Consider the following 25,011-nt stretch of genomic DNA (forward strand, 5'->3'; position numbering starts at 1 on the left):
CAAGCATGCCTGGTCTGGAACGTGTCGCCATCCTGATGTCGCACGCCAGCCGCGCCATGGGCGGTGCCACGCGCGACATGATCCTGGCGCGCGCCATGCGGGCGCGCGGCATCGATGCGCGGATGTTCCGCATGCATCCGGGACCGCAGACGGAGCGTGAGATGCTGCTGGATGGCAGCGTGCCTGGTGTGTTCTGCACGGCGGACAATCCGGACGATATCCCGCACCGCCAGACCTCCGCCACGCTGCGCGCGGAAATGGCCGCCTTCGCGCCGGACGCCGTGCTGTACAAGGGCCTGGGCTATGCCGTGAATGCCGATGTGCAGGCGGTGCTTCCGGCCAGCACGCGGATCGGCCTGGTGATCGGCGGCGGCGTGAAGGACCCGCTGGTGCCGCGCGCCGCGCTGGTGCTGGGCGAATACAACGAGCAGATGCAGCAGCACTTCCCTGAGCTGTTCAAGGCCAAGCGTGGGCTCGTGCTGCCGAAATACATCGACCTCGAGGCGATCGGGCCGGGCCGGCCGGTGCCGAAGGCGGAAGCCCTGCATGACATCGTCAATGTCGGCGCCTTCGACAAGCGGAAGAACCAGGCCGCGCTGCTGCCCTTCACGGACCGTCACCGCGTGCTGTGCATCGGCGCCGGGCCGTTGCTGCCGCCGATCAAGCGTGAGCATGCGGGCAATCCGCGCCTGAGCCTGCCCGGTCGCCTTCCCCATCCGCAGGTCTTCGCTCTGCTGCGCCAGGCCCGGATCATGGTGCATCCCTCGACCATGGATGGCCTGCCGCGCGCGACGGTGGAAGGCATGGCCTGCGGCCTTCCGGTGATCGCCCTGCATGAAACCGTCACCGGCGGCATCCCGCCCGCAGCCGGCATGCTGGTGTCCGAGGCCGGGCTGCCGCATGCGGTGGAGCTGCTGCTGGCGGATGACGCGCTGCGGCTTCGCATGGGCCGCGCGGCGCGGCGCCATGTGCAGCGCAACCACGGCACCAAGGCGATCGAGGCCTGCGCCGATGAGGTCATCCGCCTGCTGTCCGAGGCTTGACCGAAGCGCCCCGCCGGCGAACCCTGCCGGCGGAGGAACCCACCCATGTCCCATGACACGTCGGTATCGCAGCCGCCCAGTGAAGCGGCGGCCAGCCTGCTGCCCGGCTTCCGCCACCAGCGCATCCGCACATCCGGCGCCGAGATCATGACGGCCATCGGCGGTTCCGGCCCGCCTTTGCTGCTGCTGCACGGCAACCCGCTGACCCATGTGAGCTGGCACCGCGTAGCGCCGGAGCTCGCCCGCCGCTTCACCGTGGTCGCCATCGACCTGCGCGGCTATGGCGACAGCAGCAAGCCGCCCGGTGGCGACGACCACGCCGCCTACAGCTTCCGCGCCATGGCGCTGGATGGGGTGGAGGTGATGCGCGAGCTCGGCTTCAGCCGCTTCGGCGTGGCGGGGCATGACCGCGGCGCGCGCGTCGCCTTCCGCATGGCGCTGGACCACCCGGACAGCGTGACCCAGCTCGCCTCGCTGGACATCGTGCCGACCTGGCACCTGCTGTCGAACATCACCCTCGGCTGGGGGCTGGAGAGCTACCACTGGTTCTTCATGGCGCAGAAAGCGCCCTTCCCCGAGAAGCTGCTCTGCGCCGACCTGGACTATTACATCAACTACAAGCTGAACAAGAAGGGCGTCGGGCTCTCGATCTTCGACCCGGTGGCGTTCTCGGAATATGCGCGCTGCACGACGCCAGAGCAGATCCATGCGGTGTGCGAGGATTACCGTGCGACGGTGACGCTGGACTACGAGATGGACCGCGCCGAATTCGGCAAGCGGCAGATCGCCTGCCCGGTACTGGTGCTGTGGGGCAGCAACAGCCATGTCGGCCGGCACCTGGCAGTGATGGAAGCCTGGCGGCCCTGGGCGCCCGATCTGCGCGGCTGGGCGATTCCGACCGGGCATTACCCTTCGGAACAGAGGCCGGACCTGGTGCTGGGGGCGTTCCTGCCGTTCTTCCGGGGGGAGGAGCCGGCGGAGATGGTTTAGCGGCGCAAGCCCCCACCCGGCCGCTGCGCGGCCACCCTCCCCCGTGAACGGGAGAGGGATTCTGCTCCCTCCCCCATTTACGGGGGGTCGCGGCACTGCCGCGACGCCGAAGGCTGGTCGGGGTGGGGGCAGCGCGAAACCTACCCCGCGCGCGCCTGCGCCCGGCCCTGCGCCAAATCCCAGGGCAGCTGGAAGAAGATCTCGTCCCACCCCCAGAACTGCCGCAGGGATGTCCGCAGCGCGTTCGGCGGCAACACCGGGCGGCGGCCGTCATGCGCAGTCACCGCCACCACCGGCGCCAGCAGGTCGCGCCAGAAATCGGCCGACAGCCAGGCATCCACCACGCTGGCATGCCGCCCGGGGGCGATATCCGCGCGGCGCGGTGCGATCCGCATCGGCGGCGTGCCGAGGAACACGCCCTCCTTGCCGAAGAAGCGCGCCTCCGCCACCACGGAGGAGGACACGCCGACCACGGTGCGGATGGCGTCCTGCGCCAGCAGCACATAGGCATTCTCCCGCGTCTCCCGGATCCGGGACAGGCGCAGGCCGACATGGTGCAGGCCGAAGCCATCGGCGTTGTAGGGGTGTGGCTTGAACAGCACCGGCGCCTCCGGCCCCAGCACCGCATGCAGCGCCGGGGCGAAATGCGACAGGTCGAGCAGCTTGCCACCGCTGATCAGCGCCCGGTCCACCTGGGTCTGGCCGACCAGCAGGCAGGGCTGGTCCACCGGGACCCGTGGCGGCATCTTCACTGCGGTCGCGGCCAGCAGGTCGGCCCAGGGTTCGAAGACATGGTCCTCGGCATGGTGCGGCATCAGCCGGGCCAGGATCTCCGGGTGGTCGGTCTGGATCGCGAACAGCACGTCCGGGCCGAAGCGGTAGGGGTGGATGTTCACATCGACCCAGGGGATGCCGGCCAGCGTCAGCAGCCGCTTCTGCATCTCCGTCAGTTCGAACCCGACCACCGCCGCGGCGCCGGCGAAGGATGCGGCCAGCATGGCGGCGGCATCGCGCGGCAGGTCCATCGCGTCGAACAGGCCGACCCAGCCTTCCGTATCCGGCGCGGCGCCGGCGGCGGCGTAGAAGCCGGGCGTATCGAAGGCGAGGATGTCGCCACCTGGTGGCGCGATGCCCGGTTCATCCCAAAGCAGCGCCTGCACCGGCAGCCCGGTGGCGTTGGCCAGGGCACGGCGGACCAGCCGGTGGAACCACAGGATGTTGCCGTTCTGCGAGGATTTGAACAGCTTGTCCTGCGGCCGCAGCAGGTCGCCGGTGATGATGATGCGCGGCGCGTGGCGCATCAGCCCGCGCGCTCGATCCGCAGCCAGCCGAGGCCGAGGCCCAGCGTGCGGCTGTCCCGCAGCGGACCGGTGGCGGGGTCGGTGAAGCGGGCGCCGTGCAGCAGCAGGGAGATGCGCGACCCGGCCGGCAGTTCCGGCAGCACCGCATCCGCCTGGCAGGTGCTGACCGGGCCGTCCTGCGACAACACCGACAGGTCCAGCTTCAGCCCATCCAGGAAGATGTCATGCTCCGCCAGGTCGATCGCCGCGCCGAAGGGCGCGCGGAGCGCGAGGGTGATCCGCAGCGCACCGCCGCCCAGCGCCGGCAGTTGCGTGGTGGCGCAGCGCGCGGCGCCGGACCAGCGCAGCGCGCCGGCATCGGTCATCTCGGCCGGGAACCAGCCGAAGCCGATGAAATCCTCCGACGCCACGTCGAAGGCGACAGGACCGCCTTCCGTCGCCGCTTCGGGACCGGAGGCGGCATCGCGGCGCGCAGCCGGGATGAAGGGCAGCGGGTCGATCCGCATGCGTTCGGCGCGGGACAGCGCATCGGCCTGCCGCAGCTGGGACAGTGCCTCGACCTGTGCGGAAAGGCGGGCGAGTTCCTCGACCAGATGCTCACCGAACAGCCGGGCATCGGGATCCAGCCGATCAAGGAAGGGCGCGGCGAGGGTCCGCATGCGCGCGGCCTCCGCCTGGTGCAGTCCGGCCTCGATCAGCGCGGCGGCGCGGCGGTCGGGGGACAGGTCGAGCAAGGGATGATGGCCGTGCGACAGAACAGACCCCCTCCTGCGGGCGGCATACTGGTAGCCTACCGCAGCGCACTCTGCGAGGGGGCTACAGCTCCGCCACGTCGGCGACGCCGGGCACCACCTTCATCGCCTGCATCAGCCGGGGCGAGACGTTGAAGCGGCCGGGCAGTGCGATCTCCACCTCCTGCCCCGGGCCGGTGACGGAGACGACGCGCACCTCGCCCCGGCCCTTGCCCTCGCGGTCCAGCATCATGCGGATCGGCTGGATGGCGGCAGTCTGGTCGAGCCACAGGCGGATGCCCTGGCCCATCCCCTGGGCGACGCGCTCCAGCGGCTCCAGCTCCAGCGCCGTCAGCCGCACGGTATCGCCATCCAGCCGCACCTCGGTGGTGACCAGCAGGGCGGTGCCCTCGGCCAGCATGCCATCGGCGCGGGCCAGGATCTCGCTGAAGAAGGTGACCTCGAAGCTGCCCTCGGCGTCGCTGAAGCGGACCCAGGCCATCTTGCTGCCAGACTTGGTACGGCCGGACTTCACCGCGACCACGGTGCCCGCCAGCTTCATCCGCCCGGACCCGCCGCGCGCCCGTTCGGCGATGCGGGAGGAGGGCACGGCGCCGAGCTTGCCGAGCACGCGCCTGTAGGTATCCAGCGGATGCGCCGAGAGGTGGAAGCCTACCGCATCGGCCTCGTAGCCCAGCTTCTCCAGCTCCGGCCAATCCAGCACATCCGGCAGGCGCAGTGGCGGCGGTGCGGTTTCGGCGCCGAACATGTCCCGCGTCGGGTTCAGGCGGCGCTCGCCGGCTTCCTGGGCGGCGCGCAGCACCTGCTCGGCGCCCTGCACCATCCGCGCGCGGTTCGGCTCCAGGCTGTCGAAGGCGCCGGCCTTGGCGAGGTTCTCCAGCTGCATCTTGTTCAGCAGCTTGGGGTCCACCCGCCCGGCGAATTCGGAGAGCGTAGCGAAGGGCGCGGAGGCATCGCGCTGCGCCACCAGATCCTTCATCGCGGCCAGGCCAACGCGTTTCACCGCGGCCAGCGCGAAGCGGATGGCGGGCGTGCCGTCCTCCTTCGCCTCGATTCTGAACTCCGCGCCGCTGCGGTTGATGTCCGGCGGCAGCACGGGAATGCCTAGGCGCGATGCCTCCTGCATGTGTCCCGCCAGCTTGTCGGTGTTGCCGAGGTCGAGCGACATCGAGGCGGCGAGGAAGGCGACAGGGTAGTTCGCCTTCAGCCAGGCGGTCTGGTAGCTGACCAGGGCGTAGGCGGCGGCGTGCGACTTGTTGAAGCCATATTCCGCGAACTTCTCCATCAGGTCGAAGATCTCGCCGGCCTTCGCATCGGGCACGCCGTTCTTGGTCGCGCCCTCGACGAAGATCTTGCGCTGCGCCTCCATCTCGGAGCGGATCTTCTTGCCCATGGCGCGGCGCAGCAGGTCCGCGGTGCCGAGCGAATACCCCGCCAACTCCTGGCTGATCTGCATGACCTGCTCCTGGTAGACCAGGATGCCGTAGGTCTCGTTGACGATCGCCGCCATCTTCGGGTGCGGCGCCGCCCAGGGCTCGCCATGCTTGCGCTGGCAATAGGCGGGGATGTTCGCCATCGGGCCCGGGCGATACAGCGACACCGCCGCGATCAGATCCTCGAAGCGGTCAGGCCGCATCATGCGCAGGCAGTCGCGCATGCCCTGGCCTTCGAACTGGAACACGCCCGCCGCATCGCCGCGCGCCAGCATCGCGTAGGTTTTCGCATCGTCCAGCGGGATGCGGTCGAGGTCCACCGTCACCCCCTGCCCCGCCAGCAGCTGTACGGCACGCTGCAGGACGGTGAGCGTCTTCAACCCGAGAAAATCGAACTTCACCAGGCTGGCCTGCTCGACATATTTCATCGAGTACTGGGTGATCAGGTCCGGGCTGCGCGGGTCGCGGTACAGCGGCACGATATCCACCAGCGGCCGTCGGCCGATCACCACGCCGGCGGCGTGTGTGGAGGCGTTGCGGTACAGCCCCTCCAGTTCCTGCGCCACTTCCAGCAGGCGGTGCACCTGTTCGTCGCTGCGCTGCATTTCCTGCAGCTTCGGCTCGCCCTCGATCGCCTGGGCCAGCGTCACCGGCTTGGCCGGGTTGAAGGGGATCAGGCTGGCGATGCGGTCCACCTGGCCATAGGGCAGGCCCATGACGCGGCCGACGTCGCGCACCGCCGCCTTCGCCTGCAGCTTGCCGAAGGTGATGATCTGCGCGACGCGATCCTCGCCATATTCGCGGCGGACATAGTCGATGACCTCGTCGCGGCGGTCCTGGCAGAAATCGATGTCGAAGTCCGGCATCGACACGCGCTCGGGGTTCAGGAAGCGCTCGAACAGCAGGCCCCAGCGCATCGGGTCGAGGTCCGTGATCAGCAGCGCCCAGGCGGCGACGGAACCGGCGCCCGAGCCACGGCCAGGCCCCACCGGGATGCCCTGCTGCTTCGCCCATTGGATGAAGTCCGCAACGATCAGGAAGTAGCCGGAGAAGCCCATCTTCTCGATGACCGACAGCTCATAGGCCAGGCGCTCGCGGTAGGGCGCGCGGGCTTCCTCATCCAGGCCCAGCACATCGAGACGGCCCTCGAGACCGGATTTCGCCATGGCGAAGACCGTCTCGGCCTCCGTCATGCCCTCCATCACCTTGGGGCAGATGGGAAGTTCCGGCTTCTTCGATTCCGCCATCACGGCGCAGCGCTGCGCGATGGCCAGCGTGTTGTCGCAGGCCTCCGGCAGATCCGCGAACAGCGTGCGCATCGCCTCGCTGGATTTGAAGAAATGCTCGGCGGTGACGCGGCGGCGGTCGGGCTCCGCGATCACCCGGCTTTCGGCGATACACAGCAGCGCGTCATGCGCGGCATGCATTTTGGCCTCGGCGAAATACACATCGTTGGTGGCGACGATGGGCAGCGCCTGTTCATCGGCCAGCGCCAGCAGCCCGGCCTCCACCATCTTCTCGCTGGCCAGGCCGTGGCGCTGGAGTTCCACCACCAGGTCGTCGGGGCCGAAGATGTCCTTGAGCTGCGCCAGCAGCTTCGCCGCCGCATCGCGCCGCCCCTCCGCCAGCAGGCGGCCAAGCGGGCCGGTGGTGCCGCCGGTCAGCAGGATCAGCCCGCCACGGTGGCGGTCCAGCGTCTCCAGCCCGATGCAGGGCATGCCGGAGATGTCGCTGCCGAGGAAACCGGCGGAGGAGAGGCGCTGCAGGTTGTCCAGCCCCTGCGCATCCCGCGCCAGCGCCACGATCGGGTCCGGCCGGTGCCGCGCCGGGTCGCCGCCACGGCCCGCATCATCCGTGACGCTACGGCCGAGGAACAGCTGGCAGCCGATGATCGGCTGCACGCCCTTGCCGGTGCAGGCCTGGGAGAATTCCAGCGCGCCGAACAGATTGCCCGAATCGGTCAGCGCCACCGCCGGCATGCCTGCCGCCCGCGCCAGGGCCGGCAGCTTCTCGGCCTTGATGGCGCCCTCGCTGAGGGAGTAGGCGGAATGGGCGTGGAGATGGATGAAGGGGGCGGGCAAACTTGATCCTTTCGCTGCGCCGACGCGGCCGGTCACCAAGCCTGATTATAGATCGAGCGCATCGCACGCCGCATCCAGCGCATCGAGGTCGAGCACAAAGGCGCTGTTGTTCGGGTCATGGCGCGCGAGGAAACAATCGCCCACTACTTCCACCACACGAAGATCCAGCGAATTGGCCGCCGAATCGAGGGAACTGCGCCAGTACCCCGTGGATGTCAGGCTCAGTACCTTGGTACCGGGAGGGCAGAACAGGCTGTTCAGCAAACCACCGCCATAGACGCCAGCAATGACATCGGCCGAGCGCATGACAGCCATCTGTTCCTCACGCGGCAGCGATTCCGGCACAATGATGCGGAATCCCCGCGCCACCAGCCTCTCGATCACCGCCGTTTCGTTCAGCAAGGGGCGGGCCCAAGCCTTCGTGCCGATGCGTCGGATATAGATTCGCGCCCGGTCGACCGGCGTCTCGCCTGCCACCAAGTCCCGCAACGCCCTCATCACGCCCTGATGCTGCCAGCCCGGCTCGCCAGCAACGTGGATCTCGTCCACTCGCAGCCAGCCTGCCTCCGGCGCGACGAGCATCTCATCCTCGCCAACGCCAAGAGCCGAGAAAAGCCAGCCGAAGCTTCGGGCAACCGCCGCCGAGACGAGCAGCCGAGGGCGCGGGGCCGGCATTGCTTGGCGGAAGGCCAGCTTCGGCAGGACCTCAAACAGGAAATGAGTGTAGTTCTGGTCCCTCCCGTTCAACAGATGGAACAGCGGCTCGCGAATATGCGCGACTGGGGGGCCACGGCACCAAGCTGGCGTGCAGAGCACATTCTCACGCCACACCAGACCGACGGCCGCGACGTGCGCCGCCAGATTGTTGTCCGCACCCTTCCCCAGCCCGGAGACGCTATCGATCAGCAGCCCGCCTTCCGCATCAGCGACCACACCGCGTCCAATGACCATGGCATTGTGCAGTACAGAGTGATGGACCGCGCTGCCCGTCACCCGCAGCGGCCTTCGTGGAACGGGCCGGCGGCCAAGGCGAAAACTCGGGATACGCGGCAGATCCCGAGCTACGGCTTCCAGCAATAGGCAGCGCCGGTGACTGCCCTCAGCCAAGTACTTCCAATCCGACACCAGCTTCAGCTGATCCGGCTGGAGGAAGTGAAGCTTCGGCGGAACCCTCATGCCGACAAGGCGAGGCTGAAGCCGGGCAAATCGTAATGCCGCACCCCAGTCTGCGTCAGCCGTGCCCCGGCGGGTAGCAGCGCAACCAAGACCAGCGGACCCTCGACCCCGGGCAAGCCGCAGACATCCGCGGGCGGTACATCGGTGAAAAGGGCAGCGGCCAGCCGACGCCTTTGCGGAACGGACTGCATCAACTGGGCCGCGGAGCCGGGCAGATCGCGGCAGATCGCGCAGAACAGGTCAGGGTGAAGGCCGCGGAAGGCATTGCCGAAGACCAGCGCCGCATCGGCACCACACGCCAATGCGGCCATCTCTGAAGTGTGGCGCTTGTGGTTCAGGCGGTGCAGCGCGGCATGAGCCAACGCAGCCACGGCAAAAAAGCGGGCGTTCTGCCGAAGGTCAAAGTCGAAGACAGCTTCGAAATAGCGGTCCATCCCAGGCGTAGGCAGCAGAAGCTGGTTCTCGGCCAGGCGCATCCCGGCCGCAAAGGTGAAGACATCCATGGCTGCTTCTAGGCTTCACCTCCTTGCTTGGGCAAGCTCGCCAAGGGCGGTGCGACCAGACCGCCAGTGATACGGATTATGCACATCTGCGGATCAACGACCGGCCGAATTTTCAACCATGCGTGCCGCGAACCGCGGCAGCCAGGGGGCCTATTTCTATGGATGAGATTGATGGGAAGAATCTGCGACGGGCGATCGCACTCTCGGCCGAGGTGCGTGAATCCGGCCAGCACCCCTTCGCCGCGCTGCTGGCCGATTCGCATGGCCGCGTGCTGATGGAGCAGGGCAACGGCTTTCATGCCCCCGGCTGGCCGCATGGCGACGGCACCGCCCATGCCGAGCGCCTGATCGCCACCCGCGCCTGCCGGGAACTGCCGCCGGAGGCCCGCGCCACCGCCACCCTGTTCAGCAGCGCCGAGCCCTGCGCCATGTGCGCCGGCGCCATCTACTGGGCCGGCATCGGCCGCGTGGTGTTCGGCCTGTCGGAGCGCCGCCTCAAGGCGCTGATCGGCCCGCACCTCGAGAACCTGACCCTGGACCTGCCTTGCCGCGAGGTCTTCGCCGCCGGCCAGCGACAGGTCGAGGTGGTGGGGCCGCTGCTGGAGGATGAGGCGGAAGTTCCGCATCGCGGGGCCTGGTAGCCCGCTTGCACCACCCCCGTGCGGCGCGGCATCATCGGCTTGCGTTCGGGGAAATTGCCGGTGAAGTCCTATCGTGAGATTTTCGAGGCGCCGAAGCGCTTCACCTCGGACAAGTGGGATCATTACCTTGATGTGTATGACCGCCACTTCGCGCGGTTCCGCACCGGCCGGCCGCTGACCTATCTCGAGATCGGCGTGCAATCCGGCGGCTCGCTCTGCGTGGCGCGGGAGTATTTCGGCAGCACGGCCCGGATCTACGGCCTCGACATCGATCCGAACAGCAAGGCGGCGGAGGAAGCCGGCATCGCCAACCGGGTCTTCATCGGATCCCAGTCCGATGGCGCCTTTCTCACCTCGGTCCTGGCCGAGATCGGCGCCCCGGACATCGTGGTGGATGACGGATCGCACAGCCAGGCAGACATGGTGGGCACCTTCCTGGCGCTGTTCCCGCGCCTGGCGCCGCATGGCTGCTACATCGTGGAGGATACCCACACCATCCATTTCCCGTCGCACCAGCGCAGCGATACGGGGTTGAACGTCTATGACTACTTCCGGTCCCTGCCGGACAAGCTGACGCTGGACTTCATGGTGCCGGAGGCGCGCCGCGATCGCTTCCGGACACCGCCCGAAAGCCGTACCGGCGATATCCGCACGCGCAACGCCATGGCGCATAGCATCGGCAGCCTGCACTTCTACAACAGCATGATCGTGATCGAGAAAGCGCCCTATCGCGAGCCCTGGCGGCGGATCCTGTAGCCAGACCATGACCCGCGACTTCGCCTTCATCGTGAACCGCAAGGCGCAGCGGGCCGGTTCCGCCCATCTGCGCGGCCGCCAGCTCGCCCAGCTTTTCGCGGAAGTCGCGACGGATTACGGCCGCGCCGTTCGCTACTGCTATTCGGACGAGCTGCCGCGTGACGCCATCGCGATCGTCAACAAGACCGCGCTGATGCAGCCGGAGCGCGACGTGCCGCAGCGGCTGCGCGATGCCGGATGCCTGGTGCTGATGGATTTCATCGACGGCCCCCTCGCCCCCGCCGTCGCGGCGGAGGCGGATGGCTTCATCGCCTGCTCCGCGCTGCAAAGCCGGCATCTGCGGGCTGCCTTCCCGGAGCGGCCGGTCATCCACATCCCGCATCACGTGGACATCGACATCCCTCCCACGCCCTGCCAATGGGACCACTTCGCCTGCGGCTATTTCGGCAATCCCGACAACGCCGCGCACCTCGCCGTGCTGCAGGAAGCCGGGGCGCTGACGGTGTGGGAAGCCAAGACCACGAACATCAATGGCTGGTACGGGGCGCTGCCGGACTTCAACCTGCACTACGCCTTCCGCCCCCGCAAAATGTGGGGCTCCGGCTTCAAGCCCTTCACCAAGGGCTTCGTCGCTGCCCATGTCGGCGCCGTGATCCTGATTGCCGAATCGGATGAGGAGGCGACGGAGCTGCTGGGCTCAGACTACCCGCTGCGCCTGCCCGACAGCACCAGTGCCACGGCCATGCAGGCCCATCTGGCGGAGTTGGGTGCGCGGTTCGGCGATGCGGATTGGCAACTGGCGCGGCAGCGGATGCACCGGCTGCGGGTGATCTCCTCCGCCGATTACATCCGCAACCTGATCCGGTCCCAGTTCTTCGAGGACAGCAGCGTCTCGGCGCTGATGCGCTGATACCAAATCCCGGTGATCGTGACCGATCACCGCCTAAATCGCCGGCCTGGCTACGCGCCACTTGGCGCGGCGGCCATTGGGCCGCTCGCCTGCCTTTCGGCGGGCGCAGGTTCCCATCAATGGGATTTGGTATGAGGCGCTACGCTGCCACCACCTTGCCGTCGCGCAGCGTTACCACCCGGTCCATCCGGCGCGCGAGGTCCGGATTATGCGTCGCGATCAGCGCCGCCATCCCCTGCCCACGCACCGCGTCCAGCAATTCCGCGAAGACCCGGTCGCTGGTGCCGACATCCAGATTGCCGGTCGGCTCATCCGCCAGCAGCACGCGCGGCTTGTTCGCCAGCGCGCGGGCGATGGCGACGCGCTGCTGCTCGCCGCCCGAAAGCTTGCCGGGGCGATGTTCCTCCCGCCCCGTCAGGCCGAAATCGGCCAGCAGGGCGCGGGCGCGGGCATCGGCGGCGGGCTTCGCCACCCCATTGGCCATCTGCGGCAGCGCGATGTTCTCGATGGCCGAGAACTCCGGCAGCAGGTGGTGGAACTGGTAGACGAAGCCGATGCCGGTGCGGCGGATCGCGGTGCGCGCATCGTCGCCCAGGGTTCCGGCGGCCTGGCCGGCGAAATACACCTCCCCGTCATCCGGCTTCTCCAGCAGCCCGGCCAGATGCAGCAGGGTGGATTTGCCGGTGCCGGAAGGAGCAACCAGGGCCACGATCTCACCGGCGACGAGGGTGAGGTCGGCGCCCGTGAGCACCTCCAACGCGCCGGCCTCCGTGCGGAAGCGGCGGCTGACGGCGCGCAGTTCGAGCGGTACCGGATCACTCATTGCGCAGCGCCACCACAGGGTCCGTCTTGGCCGCGCGCCAGCTTGGGTAGAGGGTCGCCAGCAGCGACAGGCCGAGGCCCATGCCGACCACCTGCGCCACCTCCTTCGGATCGACCACCGCGGGCAAGCGCGTGAGGAAATAGACCTCGGCGCTGAACAGCTCGGTGCCGGACAGCGCCTGGATCGCCTGTCGGATCGCCTCGATGTTCAGGCAGAAGACCAGCCCAACCGTGAAGCCGATCAGCGTGCCGAGCACGCCGACGGAGGCACCGCAGAGCAGGAAGACGCGCAGGATGGACCCGCGCGTCGCGCCCATGGTCCGCAGCACCGCGATGTCCCGCCCCTTGTCCTTCACCAGCATGATGAGGGAGGAGACGATGTTGAACGCCGCGACGATGATGATCAGCGTCAGGATCAGGAACATCACGTTCCGCTCCACCTGCACCGCCGCGAAGAAGCTGGAATTCGCGTCCTGCCAATCGACGATGCGAACCGGCGTGCCATCGAGCTCGGCCCGGATGGCGCGCGTCACCGCCCGCACACCGGTCGGGTCCTCGACGAAGACCTCGATCTGCGTCGCGGCGTCGCCGGTCTGGAAGAAGGTCTGCGCGGCGGCCATGGGCAGGAAGACGAAGCTGCTATCGTATTCCTGCATCCCCACCTGGAACAGCGCCACCACGGTATAGGCGCGGACCCGCGGCACGGTGCCGAACACCGTGGTGCGGCCCTGCGGGGAGACGAGGGTGAGCTTGTCCCCCACCCCGATCCGCATGCGCTGTGCCAGCCTTGTGCCGATGACGATGGCGTCGTCGCCGGTGAAGCGCGCCAGCGACCCGTCCAGGATGTTCTGCGCCACGAGCCCGCGCGCACGCAGATCCTCCGGCTTCACCCCGCGCGCCAGGCCGCCGGAGGCGCCGCCCTGGTCGCTGGTCAGCAGCACCTGCCCCTCCACGATGGGCGTGGCGGAGACCACGCCCGGAAGCCCGCGGATACGGCCGGCAAAGGCGTCGTAGTCGCTGATCGGCCGCTCGATGCCATGCACGCCGAGATGGCCGTTGAGGCCCAGGATGCGGCCCAGCAGTTCGATCCGGAAACCGTTCATGACGGACATCACGATGATCAGCGTGGCGACGCCGAGCGCGATGCCGACCAGCGAGAAGATCGCAATGACCGAGACGAAGCGCTCACCCTTGCGGGCGCGCAGGTAGCGGAAGGCGATGGCGCGTTCGAAGGCGTTGAACATGAATTCAGCCCGCGCCACGCGAAGCCCTCTCCCCCCGGTGGGGGGCGAGGGGGGCGTGGGGATGGCGGGCGGTGGTCAGCAGGTCGCGGCGGGCCGCGGAGACCCCCCTCACCCAACCCTCTCCCCAGGTTGGGTGAAGAGGGCTTTTCAGGGCTGCCATCACGCGCCGAGGATCTTCGCCAGCGCGTCCTCGGGGGAGACTTCCTGCTTCTCACCCGTGGCGCGGCGCTTCAGCTCGACAACGCCATTGGCCGCGCCACGCGGGCCGACCACGACCTGCCAGGGATGGCCCATAAGGTCGGCATCGGCGAATTTCGGACCGGCGCGTTCGCTGCGGTCGTCATACAGCGCCTCCGGGATCGCGGCGTACATGCGCTCACTGAGGGCATCGCAGGCGGCGTCGCCCTGCTTCAGGTTGATCACCACGGCCTTGAAGGGAGCGACCGCATCCGGCCACTTGATGCCGGCCTCGTCGTGGTTCGCCTCGATGGTGGCGCCGACCAGGCGGGAGACGCCGATGCCGTAGCTGCCCATCTCGGGCACCACCGGCTTGCCATCCGGACCCTGCACGGACAGGCCCATGGTCGCGGAATACTTGGTACCGAAATAGAAGATGTGGCCGACCTCGATGCCGCGGGCGGAGACGCGCTTGGCTTCCGGCACCTGTTCCCAGGCCACCGGGTCGTGCATCTCCTCCGTCGCCGCGTAGTGGCTGGTCCAGGCGTCGACGGCCGGCGCCAGGTCCCCGTTGTAGTCGGGCGCATCGGCGAGAGCGTTGAGGTCCAGCAGGTCCTGGCTGACAAAAACCTGGGATTCGCCGGTCTCGGCCAGGATGATGAATTCGTGGCTGAGATTGCCGCCGATCGGCCCGGTATCCGCGCGCATCGGCACCGCCTTCAGCCCCATCCGGGCGAAGGTGCGCAGATAGGCCAGGAACATCTGGCGGTAGCTGTGCTGGGCGCCTTCCTTGGTTACGTCGAAGGAATAGGCGTCCTTCATCAGGAATTCGCGCCCGCGCATCACGCCGAAGCGAGGCCGCACCTCGTCCCGGAACTTCCACTGGATGTGGTAGAGGTTGCGCGGCAGGTCCCGATAGCTTTTCGCAAAGCCGCGGAAGATGTCGGTGACCATTTCCTCGTTGGTCGGGCCGAACAGCATCTCCCGGTCGTGCCGGTCCTTCAGGCGCAGCATCTCTGGCCCGTAGGCGTCGTAGCGGCCGGATTGGCGCCAGAGCTCGGCGGACTGGATGGTCGGCATCAGGATTTCCTGCGCGCCCGCGCGGTCCTGCTCCTCCCGCACGATCTGCTCGATCTTCTGCAGCACGCGCCAGCCGAGCGGCAGCCAGGCATAGATGCCGGCGGAGGTCTGCCGCACCAACCCGGCGCGCAGCATGAGCCGGTGCGACGCAATGGTCGCCTCGGCCGGGGTTTCCTTCAGGGTCGGCAAGAAGGCACGGGAGAGGCGCAAGACGCGGCTCCTCAAAGAGATCGGGTGGGCCAAACTAGTGCCCGGCAGGCCACGGCGCCAGGGCACAGCGGCCAGCTTTCCCGGATCGGACGTGCGGTGCTGCACCGCAGCAATAAAAATACGCCACCCCCTCCGTTCGGGTAAGGAAAGAGCGGAAAAATGCTTCGTCCATTAAGAAAACGCTTGCAACCCCGTGCCGACCGGTTAAAAAAGAAGGGCCGCACCCGTGAGGGTACGGCCCGAGTTTAGGGAGGAAACGCCAGTCACACGGCAGAAGGAGGATCAACCTCCCTCTGGAACCTAGATTGGCCTCGGCACCTAAGGCGGCACAACAGCAAACGCCGCTGTCGGAAGCTAAAAAACAGGCTTCCAAAACTGATGTGACTGTTTTTAAGGCGGCACTCGCGGGGAGGCGAGTTTGCCGCCTTAATTTTGTGCAGGTGGCCCCGGCAGGATCGCGGAGCTGCCCGGGCCCGTATAGGCCCACCAGCCATCCCGGAAGCTGACCCAGCCGCTTTCCATGATGGCGAAGACCCCCACCCACAGCACCGCGGCGAGAATCGTGGTGCCGATGAGCTTGCGAAGCAGCAGCGGGCGCTCCGGTGCGCCGCGCCAGCCGCCATCTTCCGGCGCCGCATCCACCGGCTTGGTACCGATGGGCAGCACGATGAAAAGGGAGGTCCACCAGATCAGCAGGTAGACCACCACGCCGGTAAACCAGGTCATTCGACCCTCACACCCGCATCAGGTGCACCTCGACGGAGGGGCGCTTGCGCAGCCGCCGCCCCACCGCCTTGCGCACCGCAGTCCGCGCCGCCTCCCGCAGCAGCCCGTCCTCGCGCTTCAGATTGCCGGGCATGTCGCCCACAGCGCGGGCCAAGTCGGCCGCGATCTGGCCGGATTCCTCACCCGTCTCCTCGAACAGCCCCGGCGCCGAGATCTGCGGCTTGCCGAGCACCCGGCCAGAGCCATCGACCACGAAGGACGCCACGATGACACCGTTCAGCAGCATCTTCTTGCGCGCCGCCAGCACATCGCCATCCAGCCGCAGCAGGCGGTCGCCATCGATCGCCAGGCGCCCGACCGGCACGCTTTCCACCACATCCGGCTTGCCGGGGGCGAAGCGCAGCACGTCGCCATCCTCGATGACATAGGCGATGGCGCCCAGCGTCTCCGCCAGGTTGGCGTGCTCGTTCATGTGGCGCCACTCGCCATGCACCGGGATGGCGTATTTCGGGCGGACCAGCTGGTACAGGCGCTTCAGCTCGTCCCGCGCCGGGTGACCGGAGACGTGGACCATGTGGTCATCCGCCGTCATCACCTTGACGCCGGCGCGGGAGAGTTCGTCCTGCACCCGCAGGATGGCGCGCTCATTGCCCGGGATCATGCGGGAGGAATAGATCACGGTATCCCCCTCCCCGAGCGAGATATGCGGGTGGGTATCGGCGGCGATCTTGGTGAGCGCGCTGCGCGGCTCGCCCTGGCTGCCGGTGCAGATCACCAGAAGCTTGTTGTCCGGCACATCCTCCGCGTCATCCTCCGACAGGAAGGGCGGGATGGAGCGCAGGTAGCCGCATTCGCGGGCCGAGGCATCCGCATTGCGCAGGCTGCGGCCGAACAGCGCGCATTCACGCCCCGCAGCACGCGCCGCAAGGGCAATGGATTCAATGCGCGCCAGATTGGTCGAGAAGCAGGAGACGGCAACCCGCCCCTTCAGCCCCTTGATCAGCGCAGCCAGGTTGCGGCGGACCTCCGCCTCGCTGCCCGAATGGCCCTCGACCATGGCGTTGGTGCTGTCGCAGACCATCGCCAGCACACCCTCGTCGCCGAGGCGGCCGAAGGCGGCTTCGTCGGTGGGTGGGCCGATCAGCGGGTTGGGGTCCAGCTTCCAGTCGCCGGTATGCAGGATGGTGCCGTGGCGCGTGCGGATGGCCAGCGCCTGCGGCTCGACGATGGAATGCGCGACGCGGAGGAACTCCAGGTCGAATACGCCCAGCTTCCAGCGCCCGCCGAGCGGGATCACGTTGATTTCCGCCTGCTGCAGCAACCCGGCCTCGCCGAGCTTGCGGCGCAGGACGGAGGCGGTGAAGGGGCTGGCATAGATCGGGCAGCGCAGCTTGGGCCAGATATGGGCAACAGCGCCCACATGGTCCTCATGCGCATGGGTGATCACCAGCCCTACCAGCTTGTCGCGGCGTTCTGCCAGCCAGGCCGGATCGGGCACCATGACCTCGACTTCCGGATGCTCCGATCCGCCGAAGCCGAGGCCGAGGTCTACCGCCAGCAGGGCGCCATCGCAGCGGTAGACGTTGAAGTTGAGTCCAATTTCCCCCGTCCCGCCGAGCGGGATGAAGGCCAGGTCACCAGTCATTCTTCTTGTTCCAGTCTTATGCAGCGTTCGTCGTATCGGGGCGCTTCGCGAGACCCGGCCGCCGCTTCCCCCGTCGCCTTCCGGGCGCCTGGGGGTGGGGTGACTCAGGGGTCGTCGCGTCGCGCGGTTCGAGTGAAGATGGGTGCGGGGTTGCGGGCCGCCAACAGGCGGAGACCATCCAAGGTTGTATCCTGGTCGGTCGTTTCGATGACGGTGGTACCTTCGGCGAATAACGGGGCGAGGCCGCCGGTCGCGATCACCTTCAGGTTGCCGACCGGATGCTCCTCCTGCTCCGCCCGGATTCGGGCGACGATCCCTTCGATCAGGCCGACATACCCCCAATAGATGCCCGATTGCATCGCCGCCACAGTATTCCGCCCGACAACCGCCTGCGGCCGGCCGATTCCGATGCGCGGCAGGCGGGCGGCGGCGCGATGCAGCGCCTCGATCGACAGGTTGATGCCGGGCGCGATCACGCCACCGAGATAGGCGCCATCCTTGCCCACCACGTCAAAGGTGGTGGCGGTGCCGAAATCGATCACGATCAGCGGACCGCCATAGGATTGGTGGGCAGCCAGCGCGTTCAGCAGCCGGTCCGCGCCCACCTCATGCGGCGCGTCCACCCGGATCTCAAAGCCCCAGTCGAGATGGGCGCGGGCGACCAACGGCTCGCAATCGAACCATTCCCGGGACAGGCGGCGCAGATTGTACAGCGCGGCGGGCACCACGGTGCCGATGACGCAGCGATCGATATCGGCCGGCTTCAGCCCGGAATGCTGCAACAGGGTCAGCAGCCAAACGGCATACTCGTCCGAGGTCCGCTCCGCATCGGTCCGGATCCGCCAGCGGCCACGCCACTCCGTGCCGTCATGCACGGCGAAGACGACGTTGGTATTGCCCGCATCCACTGCCAGAAGCATCTTTGTCAACTCGCCTCCCGAAAGGCTATTTCGCCGGTCGAGACCTTATGGAGCCGTCCGTCGGCAGAGAGCAGCAGGCTGCCATCCTCGGCGAGGCCGGCGTAGTGGCCGGATCGCCCGCCGCGCAAGGTCAGCGGCGCCTGCATCTGCGGCCCGCGCGCCATCCAGGCAACCCGGATCGCATCGAACCCGTCCCGTTGCCACAGCGCGCGCAGACGCTCCAGCGCCGCCAGCATGGAACAGGCCACCTGCTCCGGCGGGATGGCACCGAGGCCCGCAGTGGGCCGGTCCGGCAAAACGGGCGGCGCCGCCAGGTTGGCGCCGATGCCCATGATGAACCAGTCGAGCCCGCCATCGGCCGTCGCCGCGCTTTCGCACAGGACGCCGGCCAGCTTGGCGTCGCCCAGAAGCACGTCATTCGGCCATTTCAGCCGCAGCGCTGCCGGGTCCGCCGCGAAGGGCGCCAAGCCCTCCACCATCACCAGGCCAGCCAGCAGCGCCCAGCGCCCGGCCTCGCGCGCCGGCCCGCCGGGGCGCAGCAGCAGGGAGAAGTACAGATTGCCGGGCGGGCTGGACCAGACGCGGCCATCCCGACCGCGCCCGCCGGTCTGTTCGCGGGCGAGTATGGCCAGGCCCTCCGGTTCGCCGGAAATGGCCAGGCGCTGCAACAGGTTGCTGGTCGAGGGCAGGCTGCCCTCGCTACGCAGCCGCCAGCCGGGCGGCGGCGCGGCTGGCAGGGTCACCACATCATCCGGCGATCGCCGCGACCGCGACCTGCGCCGCGGCGATGATCGGCGCCGGGAACAGAAAGAACAGCACGGTGGCGACACCCGTCGCCGCCATCACCACGGTGAGGCCCGCCGGGCGCGCATCGAGCGGCGCCGTGCCGGCATCGAAGTACATCACCTTGACGATGCGCAGGTAGTAGTAGGTGGCGACGACAGAGGTGCCGATGCCGACCGCGGCCAGCACCCAGTAGCCGCCCTGCACTGCCGCCAGGAACACGTAGAGCTTGCCGAAGAAGCCGGCCAGCGGCGGGATGCCGGCCATGGAGAACATGAACACCGCCATCCACATCGCCATGGCGGGGTCCGTCCGGCCGATGCCGGCAAGGTCGTCCACCTGTTCCAGCGCGCGACCGTTGCGGCGCATGGCGACCAGCACGGCGAAGGTGCCGATCGAGGTCACCATGTAGATCGCCATGTAGACCAGCACGCCGCGGAAGCCGGTGTCGCTGGCCACCGCCAAGCCCATCAGCGCGTAGCCGATATGGCCGATGGAGGAATAGGCCATCAGCCGCTTGATGTTGCGCTGCCCGATGGCGGCGAAGGCGCCGAGCAGCATCGAGCCGATCGAAGCCACCCAGATCACCTGCGACCACTGCGCCGCCAGATCCCCGAAGGGCCCGGCGAGCACGCGCATCAGCAGCGCGATCGCCGCCACCTTCGGTGCCGTGGCGAAGAAGGCGGTCACCGGCGTCGGCGCACCCTCATAGACGTCGGGCGTCCACATATGGAACGGCACGGCGCTGATCTTGAAGCACAGCCCGGCCAGGACGAAGACCAGCCCGATAACCAGCCCCATGCCCGCGGTGCCGCCGACCAGCGCATCCGCCAGGCGATCGAAGTTGGTGCTGCCGGCGAAGCCGTAGACCAGGGAGGAGCCGTAGAGCAGCAGGCCCGAAGCCAGCGCACCGAGTACGAAATACTTGAGGCCGGCCTCGGCGCTGCGGGGATTGTCGCGGTCAAAGGCGGCGATGACATACAGCGAAAGCGACAGCAGCTCGAGCCCGATATAGAGCGACATCAGGTCGTTGGCCGAGACCATGACCAGCATGCCCATGGTCGCGAACAGCATCAGCACCGCGTATTCGAAGCGCCCGATGCCCGCCTTCTCGTTGAAGTCCAGCGCCAGCACCAGGCCCAGCGCGGCGCCGAGCAGGATCAGCACCTTGGCGAAGCGGCTGAAGGCGTCCGAGACATATTGCCCGAGGAAGGCGGTGCCCTCCCCCTGCCCCAGCACCAGCACCGCGGTCACCACGAAGGCGCCGATCACGGCCATGGAGACGGGGAAGAAGGTCTCCTTCTTCGGGATCACGCCACCGGCGAGGATCAGCAGGCCGGCGATGCCGAGGAAAATCTCGGGCGTGGCAAGGGTCCAGTTCATCGGGCTCATCACATCCCAGCCAGTCGCGCGGCGCCGAGGGCGGCTTCATGGCGCGCGATCAACGCGGCCACGGTCGCCTCGAAGAAGTTGAGGAAGGAGGAGGGGTAGACCCCCATCCAGATGGTCAACAGGATCAGCGGCGCGAAGGTGGCGTATTCGCGCGGGCTAAGATCGAGCAGCGCCTTCAGATCCTCCCGCACGATCTTGCCGAAGATCACGCGGCGATAGAGGTACAGCGCGTAGGCGGCGCCGAGGATCATGCCCATGCAGGCGCCGAGCGCGACCCACGGGTTCACCTTGAAGGCGCCGACGATCACCAGCAGCTCACCCGGGAAGCCCGCGAGGCCGGGCAGCGCGACGGAGGCCATGGTGAAGACCATGAACACCAGCGCATAGGCCGGCATCACCTTGGCCACGCCGCCATAGCGCATGATCTCCCGCGAATGCACCCGGTCGTACAGCACGCCGACGCAGAGGAACAACGCGCCGGATACCACGCCATGGCTCAGCATGGTGAACAGCGCGCCCGACAGGCCCTGCGCCGTGAAGGTGAAGATGCCGAGGGTGACGATGCCCATATGCGCGATGGAGGAATAGGCGATCAGCTTCTTCATATCCTCCTGCGCCAGCGCCACCAGGCTGGTGTAGATCACCGCGATGATGGACAGCGCGAAGATCAGCGGCGCGAAATCCGCCGAGGCCTGCGGCAGCAGCGGCAGGGAGAAGCGCAGGAAGCCATAGGCGCCCATCTTCAGCAGCACGCCAGCCAGGATAACGGAGCCTGCCGTGGGTGCCTCGACGTGGGCATCCGGCAGCCAGGTATGCACCGGCCACATCGGCACCTTCACGGCGAAGGAGGCGAAGAAGGCCAGGAAAAGCCAGAACTGCATCTGCGGCGAGAAGACCGTCTGCATCAGCACGGGGATGTCCGTGGTGCCGGCCTGGTACCAAATGGCCAGGATGGCCAGCAGCATCAGCAGGCTGCCCGCCAGCGTGTAGAGGAAGAACTTCAGCGCGGCATAGACCCGACGGCCGCCGCCCCAGATGCCGATGATGAGGAACATCGGGATCAGTACGGCTTCGAAGAAGATGTAGAACAGCACGAAGTCCAGCGCCGCGAACATGCCGATCATCATGCTTTCCAGCACGAGGAAGGCGACCATGTATTCGCGCACCCGCGTGGTCACGCTTTCCCACGACGACAGGATGCAGAGCGGCGTCAGGATGGTGGACAGCAGGATGAACAGCACCGAGATGCCGTCCACGCCCATGTGGTAGCCGACGCCGAATTCCGGCAGCCACTCCGCCTGTTCCACGAACTGGAACTCCGCCGTGGTTTGGTCGAAGCCGGTCCAGAGCAGCAGCGACAGCGCCAGCGTGATAAGGCTGGCCCAGAGCGCGGTCCAGCGCGCGTTGCGGGCGACGACCGCCTCCTCCCCGCGCACCAGCATGATGACCAGCGCGCCTGCCAGCGGCAGGAAGGTGACGAGGCTGAGGATGGGAAAGCCGGCGGCGTTCATCGGGAGGGCATTCCAACCAGGAGAAGGGTCACGAACAGCACCAATCCGATGATCATGGTGAAGGCGTAGCTGGCGACGCGGCCGGATTGCAGCCGCACCGCGCCACCGGCGACGGAAACCGCCGCGGCGGCTGCCCCATTCGGCATGCCGTCGATCAGGCGCATGTCGCCGGTCTTCCACAGCGCGCGCGCCAGGTACTGCGTCGGCCGCACGAAGATCGCGTCATACAGCTCGTCGAAATACCACTTGTTCAGCAGGAAGCGGTGCACGCCCGGCAGCGCGTTCGCCAGCATCACCGGCAGCTTCGGCGCGAACATGTACATCAGATAGGCCAGGGCGATGCCCGTGAGGCCGACCACGGTCGGCGCCAGCGGCACCCATTCCGGCACATGGTGCGCGTGTTCCAGGATCTGGTTGGCGGCGGAGGTGAAGATCGCGCCGTTCCAGAAGGCCGCCTGGTCGTGGCCGACGAAGAGCTCGAAGAACACGGCGCCCGTGACGACCGCGCCGGCGGCAAGCGCCAGCAGCGGCACCATCATGGTCCACGGGCTTTCATGCACGTGCTCCATCGTGTGGTGGTCCGCCCGCGGCGCGCCGTGGAAGGTCAGGATGATCAGGCGCCAGGAATAGAAGGCCGTCAGGAAAGCCGCCAGCAGGCCCATGGCAAAGGCGTACATGCCCGCGTTGCTGTGCGCGGCATAGGCGACTTCCAGCACCATGTCCTTCGAGTAGTAGCCGGCGAAGTAAGGCACGCCCGCCAGCGCCAGCGACCCAATCCACATCAGGGCATAGGTCAGCGGGATCTTCTTCCAGATGCCGCCCATGCGGCGGATGTCCTGCTCGTCCGACATGGCGTGGATCACGGACCCGGCGCCGAGGAACAGCAGCGCCTTGAAGAAGGCGTGCGTGAAAAGGTGGAACATCGCCGCCTGATAGGCGCCGACGCCGACCGCGAAGAACATGTAGCCAAGCTGCGAGCAGGTCGAATAGGCGATGATGCGTTTGATGTCGTTCTGCACGCAGCCGATGGTCGCCGCGAAGATCGCCGTGGTGGCGCCCACGATGGTGATGATGGTGAGCGTGGTCGGCGCATATTCCAGCACCGGCGACATGCGGCACATCAGGAACACGCCGGCCGTCACCATGGTCGCCGCATGGATCAGCGCGGAGACCGGGGTCGGCCCCTCCATCGCATCCGGCAGCCAGGTGTGCAGGCCGATCTGCGCCGACTTGCCGCAGGCACCGAGGAACAGCAGCAGCGCGATCACTTCGAGCGCCGGCAGCCCCAGGAAGGTCGTGGTCCGCGCCGCCTCGACACCCGCGAAGATGGTCTCGAATTCGACGGACGCAAAAGTCCAGTAGGTCAGCGCCAGACCAAGCATGAAGAACACGTCGCCCACGCGGTTGACGATGAAGGCCTTCATCGCCGCCCGGTTGGCGCTTTCCTTCTCGTACCAATATCCGATCAGCAGATAGCTCGCGAGGCCGACGCCTTCCCAGCCGAAGAACAGCTGCACCAGGTTATCGGCCGTCACCAGCATGAGCATCATGAAGGTGAACAGCGACAAGTAGGCGAAGAAGCGCGGGATGGTCGCGTCATGCGACATGTAGCCCACGGAATACAGGTGGATCAGCGTCGAGATGAAGGTGACCATCGCCACCATCACCACGCTCAGCGTGTCGTAGCGCAGCGCCCATTCCACCTCGAAGCCACCGACATCGATGAAGGTGAACAAGGGCACGATACCCGGCGCGCTGCCGAGTGCCACGTCGATGAAGGCCAGGCTGCCGCAGACGGCGGCGATGGCCATGAAGGCCACCGTCACCCATTGCGAAACCTTGTCGCCCAGCCAGCGGCCGAAGAAACCCGCGATGCAGGCCCCGAGCAGCGGGAAGAAGATGGCGCCGACATACATGGGCTCAGCCCCTCAGCGTGGACACGTCGTCCACCTCGATCGTGCCGCGGTTGCGGAAGTGGATGACGACGATCGCAAGGCCGATGGCCGCCTCGGCGGCCGCCACGGTCAGGATCAGCATGGCGAAGATCTGCCCGGTGAGGTCGCCCAACTGCGCCGAGAAAGCCACCAGGTTGAGGTTCACCGAGAGCAGGATCAGCTCCACCGACATCAGGATGACGATGATGTTCTTCCGGTTCAGGAAGATGCCGAGGATGCCCAGCACGAACAGGATCGCGCCCACCGTCAGGTAGTGCGAAAGGCCGATGGCCAGCATCAGTGGTGTCCCCCGCCATGATGTTCGACCTGCTTGGGCGCAGGTGGCGCGTCGACCGGCGGGCGCTCGATGCCCAGCTCGGCCAGGCCGGCGCCGCTGCGCACCTGGCGCAGGTTCACGCTGCCCATGCGGGAGACCTGCTTGCCGATATCCTGGCGCTTCGCCACGGGCTTGTTGCGCAGGGTCAGCACGATGGCGCCGATCATGGCAACCAGCAGGATCAGGCCGGAAAGCTGGAACAGCCAGACATAGTCGGTGTAGAGGATGCGGCCGATCTCACGCGTGTTGTCGGCACCCGGCATCATCGGGTTCAGCCGCAGCCCCGCGGCATCGTCGGCGAAGGTCCAGCTGCCGAAGACGAAGATCAGCTCGGCGAACAGCACCAGGCCGACGGCGCCGCCGATCGGCGCGTAGCGCTGGAAGCCTTCCCGCACTGCGGAGAAATCCACGTCCAGCATCATCACGACGAACAGGAACAGCACCGCGACGGCGCCGACATAGACGATGACCAGGATCATCGCCAGGAACTCCGCCCCCGCCAGCAGGAACAGCGCCGCGGCGTTGAAGAAGGCCAGGATCAGGAACAGCACGGAGTGCACGGGATTGCGACTGGTCACCACCATGACCGCGCTGGCGATCAGCACGGCGGCGAACAGGTAGAAGGCGATGGCGGCGATCATTCC

At 67.5% G+C, this 25,011-nt stretch carries 22 protein-coding genes; 5 read left to right on the forward strand and 17 right to left on the reverse strand.

Annotated elements, in window-relative coordinates; all coding sequences use genetic code 11:
- Positions 1 to 5: 5 nt before the first annotated feature.
- Together HB662_RS23185 and HB662_RS23190 are read left to right on the forward strand one after the other, a co-directional pair.
- The gene (locus HB662_RS23185; protein WP_168053367.1) at positions 6 to 1,043 is read left to right on the forward strand and encodes a glycosyltransferase family 4 protein; all 1,038 of its coding nucleotides are present in this window, start codon (positions 6 to 8) and stop codon (positions 1,041 to 1,043) included.
- A 45-nt stretch (positions 1,044 to 1,088) separates the two neighbouring features.
- On the forward strand, positions 1,089 to 2,033 hold the full coding sequence (locus HB662_RS23190; RefSeq protein WP_168053369.1) for an alpha/beta fold hydrolase: 945 nt from the start codon (positions 1,089 to 1,091) through the stop codon (positions 2,031 to 2,033).
- A 140-nt stretch (positions 2,034 to 2,173) separates the two neighbouring features.
- On the opposite strand, the gene HB662_RS23195 is transcribed toward HB662_RS23190, so the two are convergent.
- The 5 genes from HB662_RS23195 to HB662_RS23215 all read right to left on the reverse strand — a co-directional run bounded on the left by HB662_RS23195 (position 2,174) and on the right by HB662_RS23215 (position 9,279).
- Positions 2,174 to 3,334, reverse strand: a complete 1,161-nt coding sequence (locus HB662_RS23195) for a hypothetical protein (RefSeq protein WP_168053371.1) — start codon at positions 3,332 to 3,334, stop codon at positions 2,174 to 2,176.
- Positions 3,334 to 4,068, reverse strand: a complete 735-nt coding sequence (locus tag HB662_RS23200; RefSeq protein WP_168053373.1) for a hypothetical protein — start codon at positions 4,066 to 4,068, stop codon at positions 3,334 to 3,336. Before HB662_RS23200 ends, HB662_RS23195 begins: the two co-directional genes overlap by 1 nt.
- An 82-nt stretch (positions 4,069 to 4,150) precedes the next feature.
- Positions 4,151 to 7,600, reverse strand: coding sequence for a DNA polymerase III subunit alpha (gene dnaE / locus HB662_RS23205; protein WP_168053375.1), 3,450 nt, complete (start codon positions 7,598 to 7,600; stop codon positions 4,151 to 4,153).
- Between the two features lie 45 nt (positions 7,601 to 7,645).
- Positions 7,646 to 8,776, reverse strand: coding sequence for a glycosyltransferase family 61 protein (locus HB662_RS23210; RefSeq protein ID WP_168053377.1), 1,131 nt, complete (start codon positions 8,774 to 8,776; stop codon positions 7,646 to 7,648).
- Complete coding sequence (locus tag HB662_RS23215) at positions 8,773 to 9,279, reverse strand: hypothetical protein (protein WP_168053379.1); 507 nt, start codon at positions 9,277 to 9,279, stop codon at positions 8,773 to 8,775. The genes HB662_RS23210 and HB662_RS23215 overlap by 4 nt, the downstream gene beginning before the upstream one ends.
- A 158-nt stretch (positions 9,280 to 9,437) precedes the next feature.
- Between HB662_RS23215 and HB662_RS23220 the strand changes: the two genes are divergently transcribed.
- From HB662_RS23220 to HB662_RS23230, 3 genes are read left to right on the forward strand one after another with little or no spacing between them, the layout of a single operon-like run.
- The gene (locus HB662_RS23220) at positions 9,438 to 9,920 is read left to right on the forward strand and encodes a nucleoside deaminase (RefSeq protein ID WP_168053381.1); all 483 of its coding nucleotides are present in this window, start codon (positions 9,438 to 9,440) and stop codon (positions 9,918 to 9,920) included.
- A gap of 60 nt (positions 9,921 to 9,980) precedes the next feature.
- On the forward strand, positions 9,981 to 10,676 hold the full coding sequence (locus HB662_RS23225; protein ID WP_168053383.1) for a class I SAM-dependent methyltransferase: 696 nt from the start codon (positions 9,981 to 9,983) through the stop codon (positions 10,674 to 10,676).
- A 7-nt stretch (positions 10,677 to 10,683) separates the two neighbouring features.
- Positions 10,684 to 11,586 (forward strand): hypothetical protein, encoded by a 903-nt coding sequence (locus HB662_RS23230; RefSeq protein ID WP_168053385.1) that lies wholly within the window; start codon positions 10,684 to 10,686, stop codon positions 11,584 to 11,586.
- Positions 11,587 to 11,725: 139 nt separating this feature from the next.
- Here the strand turns inward: HB662_RS23230 and HB662_RS23235 are convergent, their stop codons facing one another.
- The 12 genes from HB662_RS23235 to HB662_RS23290 all read right to left on the reverse strand — a co-directional run bounded on the left by HB662_RS23235 (position 11,726) and on the right by HB662_RS23290 (position 25,008).
- Entirely contained in the window at positions 11,726 to 12,409 is a 684-nt protein-coding gene (locus HB662_RS23235) for an ABC transporter ATP-binding protein (RefSeq protein WP_168053387.1), read from the reverse strand.
- A complete protein-coding gene (locus HB662_RS23240; protein ID WP_168053984.1) occupies positions 12,402 to 13,652 on the reverse strand; it encodes a lipoprotein-releasing ABC transporter permease subunit in 1,251 nt (416 codons plus the stop codon). Before HB662_RS23240 ends, HB662_RS23235 begins: the two co-directional genes overlap by 8 nt.
- Positions 13,653 to 13,811: 159 nt before the next feature.
- Positions 13,812 to 15,119, reverse strand: coding sequence for a proline--tRNA ligase (proS, locus tag HB662_RS23245; RefSeq protein WP_168053389.1), 1,308 nt, complete (start codon positions 15,117 to 15,119; stop codon positions 13,812 to 13,814).
- Between the two features lie 426 nt (positions 15,120 to 15,545).
- On the reverse strand, positions 15,546 to 15,845 hold the full coding sequence (locus tag HB662_RS23250) for a DUF1467 family protein (protein ID WP_168053391.1): 300 nt from the start codon (positions 15,843 to 15,845) through the stop codon (positions 15,546 to 15,548).
- Between the two features lie 7 nt (positions 15,846 to 15,852).
- Positions 15,853 to 17,490, reverse strand: coding sequence for a ribonuclease J (locus tag HB662_RS23255; RefSeq protein WP_168053393.1), 1,638 nt, complete (start codon positions 17,488 to 17,490; stop codon positions 15,853 to 15,855).
- A gap of 104 nt (positions 17,491 to 17,594) precedes the next feature.
- Positions 17,595 to 18,410 (reverse strand): type III pantothenate kinase, encoded by an 816-nt coding sequence (locus HB662_RS23260; protein ID WP_168053986.1) that lies wholly within the window; start codon positions 18,408 to 18,410, stop codon positions 17,595 to 17,597.
- 5 nt (positions 18,411 to 18,415) lie between these two features.
- Positions 18,416 to 19,153 carry a biotin--[acetyl-CoA-carboxylase] ligase gene (locus HB662_RS23265; RefSeq protein WP_342449572.1) on the reverse strand — a complete coding sequence of 246 codons (738 nt, stop codon included), beginning with the start codon at positions 19,151 to 19,153 and terminating at the stop codon, positions 18,416 to 18,418.
- 4 nt (positions 19,154 to 19,157) lie between these two features.
- Positions 19,158 to 20,576 (reverse strand): NADH-quinone oxidoreductase subunit NuoN, encoded by a 1,419-nt coding sequence (nuoN, locus tag HB662_RS23270; RefSeq protein WP_168053395.1) that lies wholly within the window; start codon positions 20,574 to 20,576, stop codon positions 19,158 to 19,160.
- 8 nt (positions 20,577 to 20,584) lie between these two features.
- Positions 20,585 to 22,096, reverse strand: a complete 1,512-nt coding sequence (locus tag HB662_RS23275; protein WP_168053397.1) for an NADH-quinone oxidoreductase subunit M — start codon at positions 22,094 to 22,096, stop codon at positions 20,585 to 20,587.
- On the reverse strand, positions 22,093 to 24,012 hold the full coding sequence (gene nuoL / locus HB662_RS23280) for an NADH-quinone oxidoreductase subunit L (protein WP_168053399.1): 1,920 nt from the start codon (positions 24,010 to 24,012) through the stop codon (positions 22,093 to 22,095). The genes HB662_RS23275 and nuoL overlap by 4 nt, the downstream gene beginning before the upstream one ends.
- A gap of 4 nt (positions 24,013 to 24,016) precedes the next feature.
- On the reverse strand, positions 24,017 to 24,328 hold the full coding sequence (gene nuoK, locus HB662_RS23285) for an NADH-quinone oxidoreductase subunit NuoK (RefSeq protein WP_209443454.1): 312 nt from the start codon (positions 24,326 to 24,328) through the stop codon (positions 24,017 to 24,019).
- Positions 24,328 to 25,008 (reverse strand): NADH-quinone oxidoreductase subunit J, encoded by a 681-nt coding sequence (locus tag HB662_RS23290; RefSeq protein ID WP_168053401.1) that lies wholly within the window; start codon positions 25,006 to 25,008, stop codon positions 24,328 to 24,330. Before HB662_RS23290 ends, nuoK begins: the two co-directional genes overlap by 1 nt.
- Positions 25,009 to 25,011 lie beyond the last annotated feature (3 nt).

This window comes from Falsiroseomonas frigidaquae, from assembly GCF_012163145.1.
Classification (GTDB): Bacteria; Pseudomonadota; Alphaproteobacteria; order Acetobacterales; family Acetobacteraceae; genus Falsiroseomonas; species Falsiroseomonas frigidaquae.

Coding starts and splice junctions, on each gene's coding strand:
- HB662_RS23190 (WP_168053369.1), top strand. CDS start 1,089: ATGTCCCATGACACGTCGGTATCGCAGCCGCCCAGTGAAGCGGCGGCC.
- HB662_RS23255 (WP_168053393.1), bottom strand. CDS start 17,490: ATGACTGGTGACCTGGCCTTCATCCCGCTCGGCGGGACGGGGGAAATT.
- HB662_RS23210 (WP_168053377.1), bottom strand. CDS start 8,776: ATGAGGGTTCCGCCGAAGCTTCACTTCCTCCAGCCGGATCAGCTGAAG.
- HB662_RS23195 (WP_168053371.1), bottom strand. CDS start 3,334: ATGCGCCACGCGCCGCGCATCATCATCACCGGCGACCTGCTGCGGCCG.
- HB662_RS23250 (WP_168053391.1), bottom strand. CDS start 15,845: ATGACCTGGTTTACCGGCGTGGTGGTCTACCTGCTGATCTGGTGGACC.
- HB662_RS23215 (WP_168053379.1), bottom strand. CDS start 9,279: ATGGATGTCTTCACCTTTGCGGCCGGGATGCGCCTGGCCGAGAACCAG.
- HB662_RS23185 (WP_168053367.1), top strand. CDS start 6: ATGCCTGGTCTGGAACGTGTCGCCATCCTGATGTCGCACGCCAGCCGC.
- HB662_RS23260 (WP_168053986.1), bottom strand. CDS start 18,410: ATGCTTCTGGCAGTGGATGCGGGCAATACCAACGTCGTCTTCGCCGTG.
- nuoL (WP_168053399.1), bottom strand. CDS start 24,012: ATGTATGTCGGCGCCATCTTCTTCCCGCTGCTCGGGGCCTGCATCGCG.
- HB662_RS23240 (WP_168053984.1), bottom strand. CDS start 13,652: ATGTTCAACGCCTTCGAACGCGCCATCGCCTTCCGCTACCTGCGCGCC.
- HB662_RS23235 (WP_168053387.1), bottom strand. CDS start 12,409: ATGAGTGATCCGGTACCGCTCGAACTGCGCGCCGTCAGCCGCCGCTTC.
- HB662_RS23230 (WP_168053385.1), top strand. CDS start 10,684: ATGACCCGCGACTTCGCCTTCATCGTGAACCGCAAGGCGCAGCGGGCC.
- nuoN (WP_168053395.1), bottom strand. CDS start 20,576: ATGAACTGGACCCTTGCCACGCCCGAGATTTTCCTCGGCATCGCCGGC.
- HB662_RS23275 (WP_168053397.1), bottom strand. CDS start 22,096: ATGAACGCCGCCGGCTTTCCCATCCTCAGCCTCGTCACCTTCCTGCCG.
- HB662_RS23290 (WP_168053401.1), bottom strand. CDS start 25,008: ATGATCGCCGCCATCGCCTTCTACCTGTTCGCCGCCGTGCTGATCGCC.
- nuoK (WP_209443454.1), bottom strand. CDS start 24,328: ATGCTGGCCATCGGCCTTTCGCACTACCTGACGGTGGGCGCGATCCTG.
- HB662_RS23220 (WP_168053381.1), top strand. CDS start 9,438: ATGGATGAGATTGATGGGAAGAATCTGCGACGGGCGATCGCACTCTCG.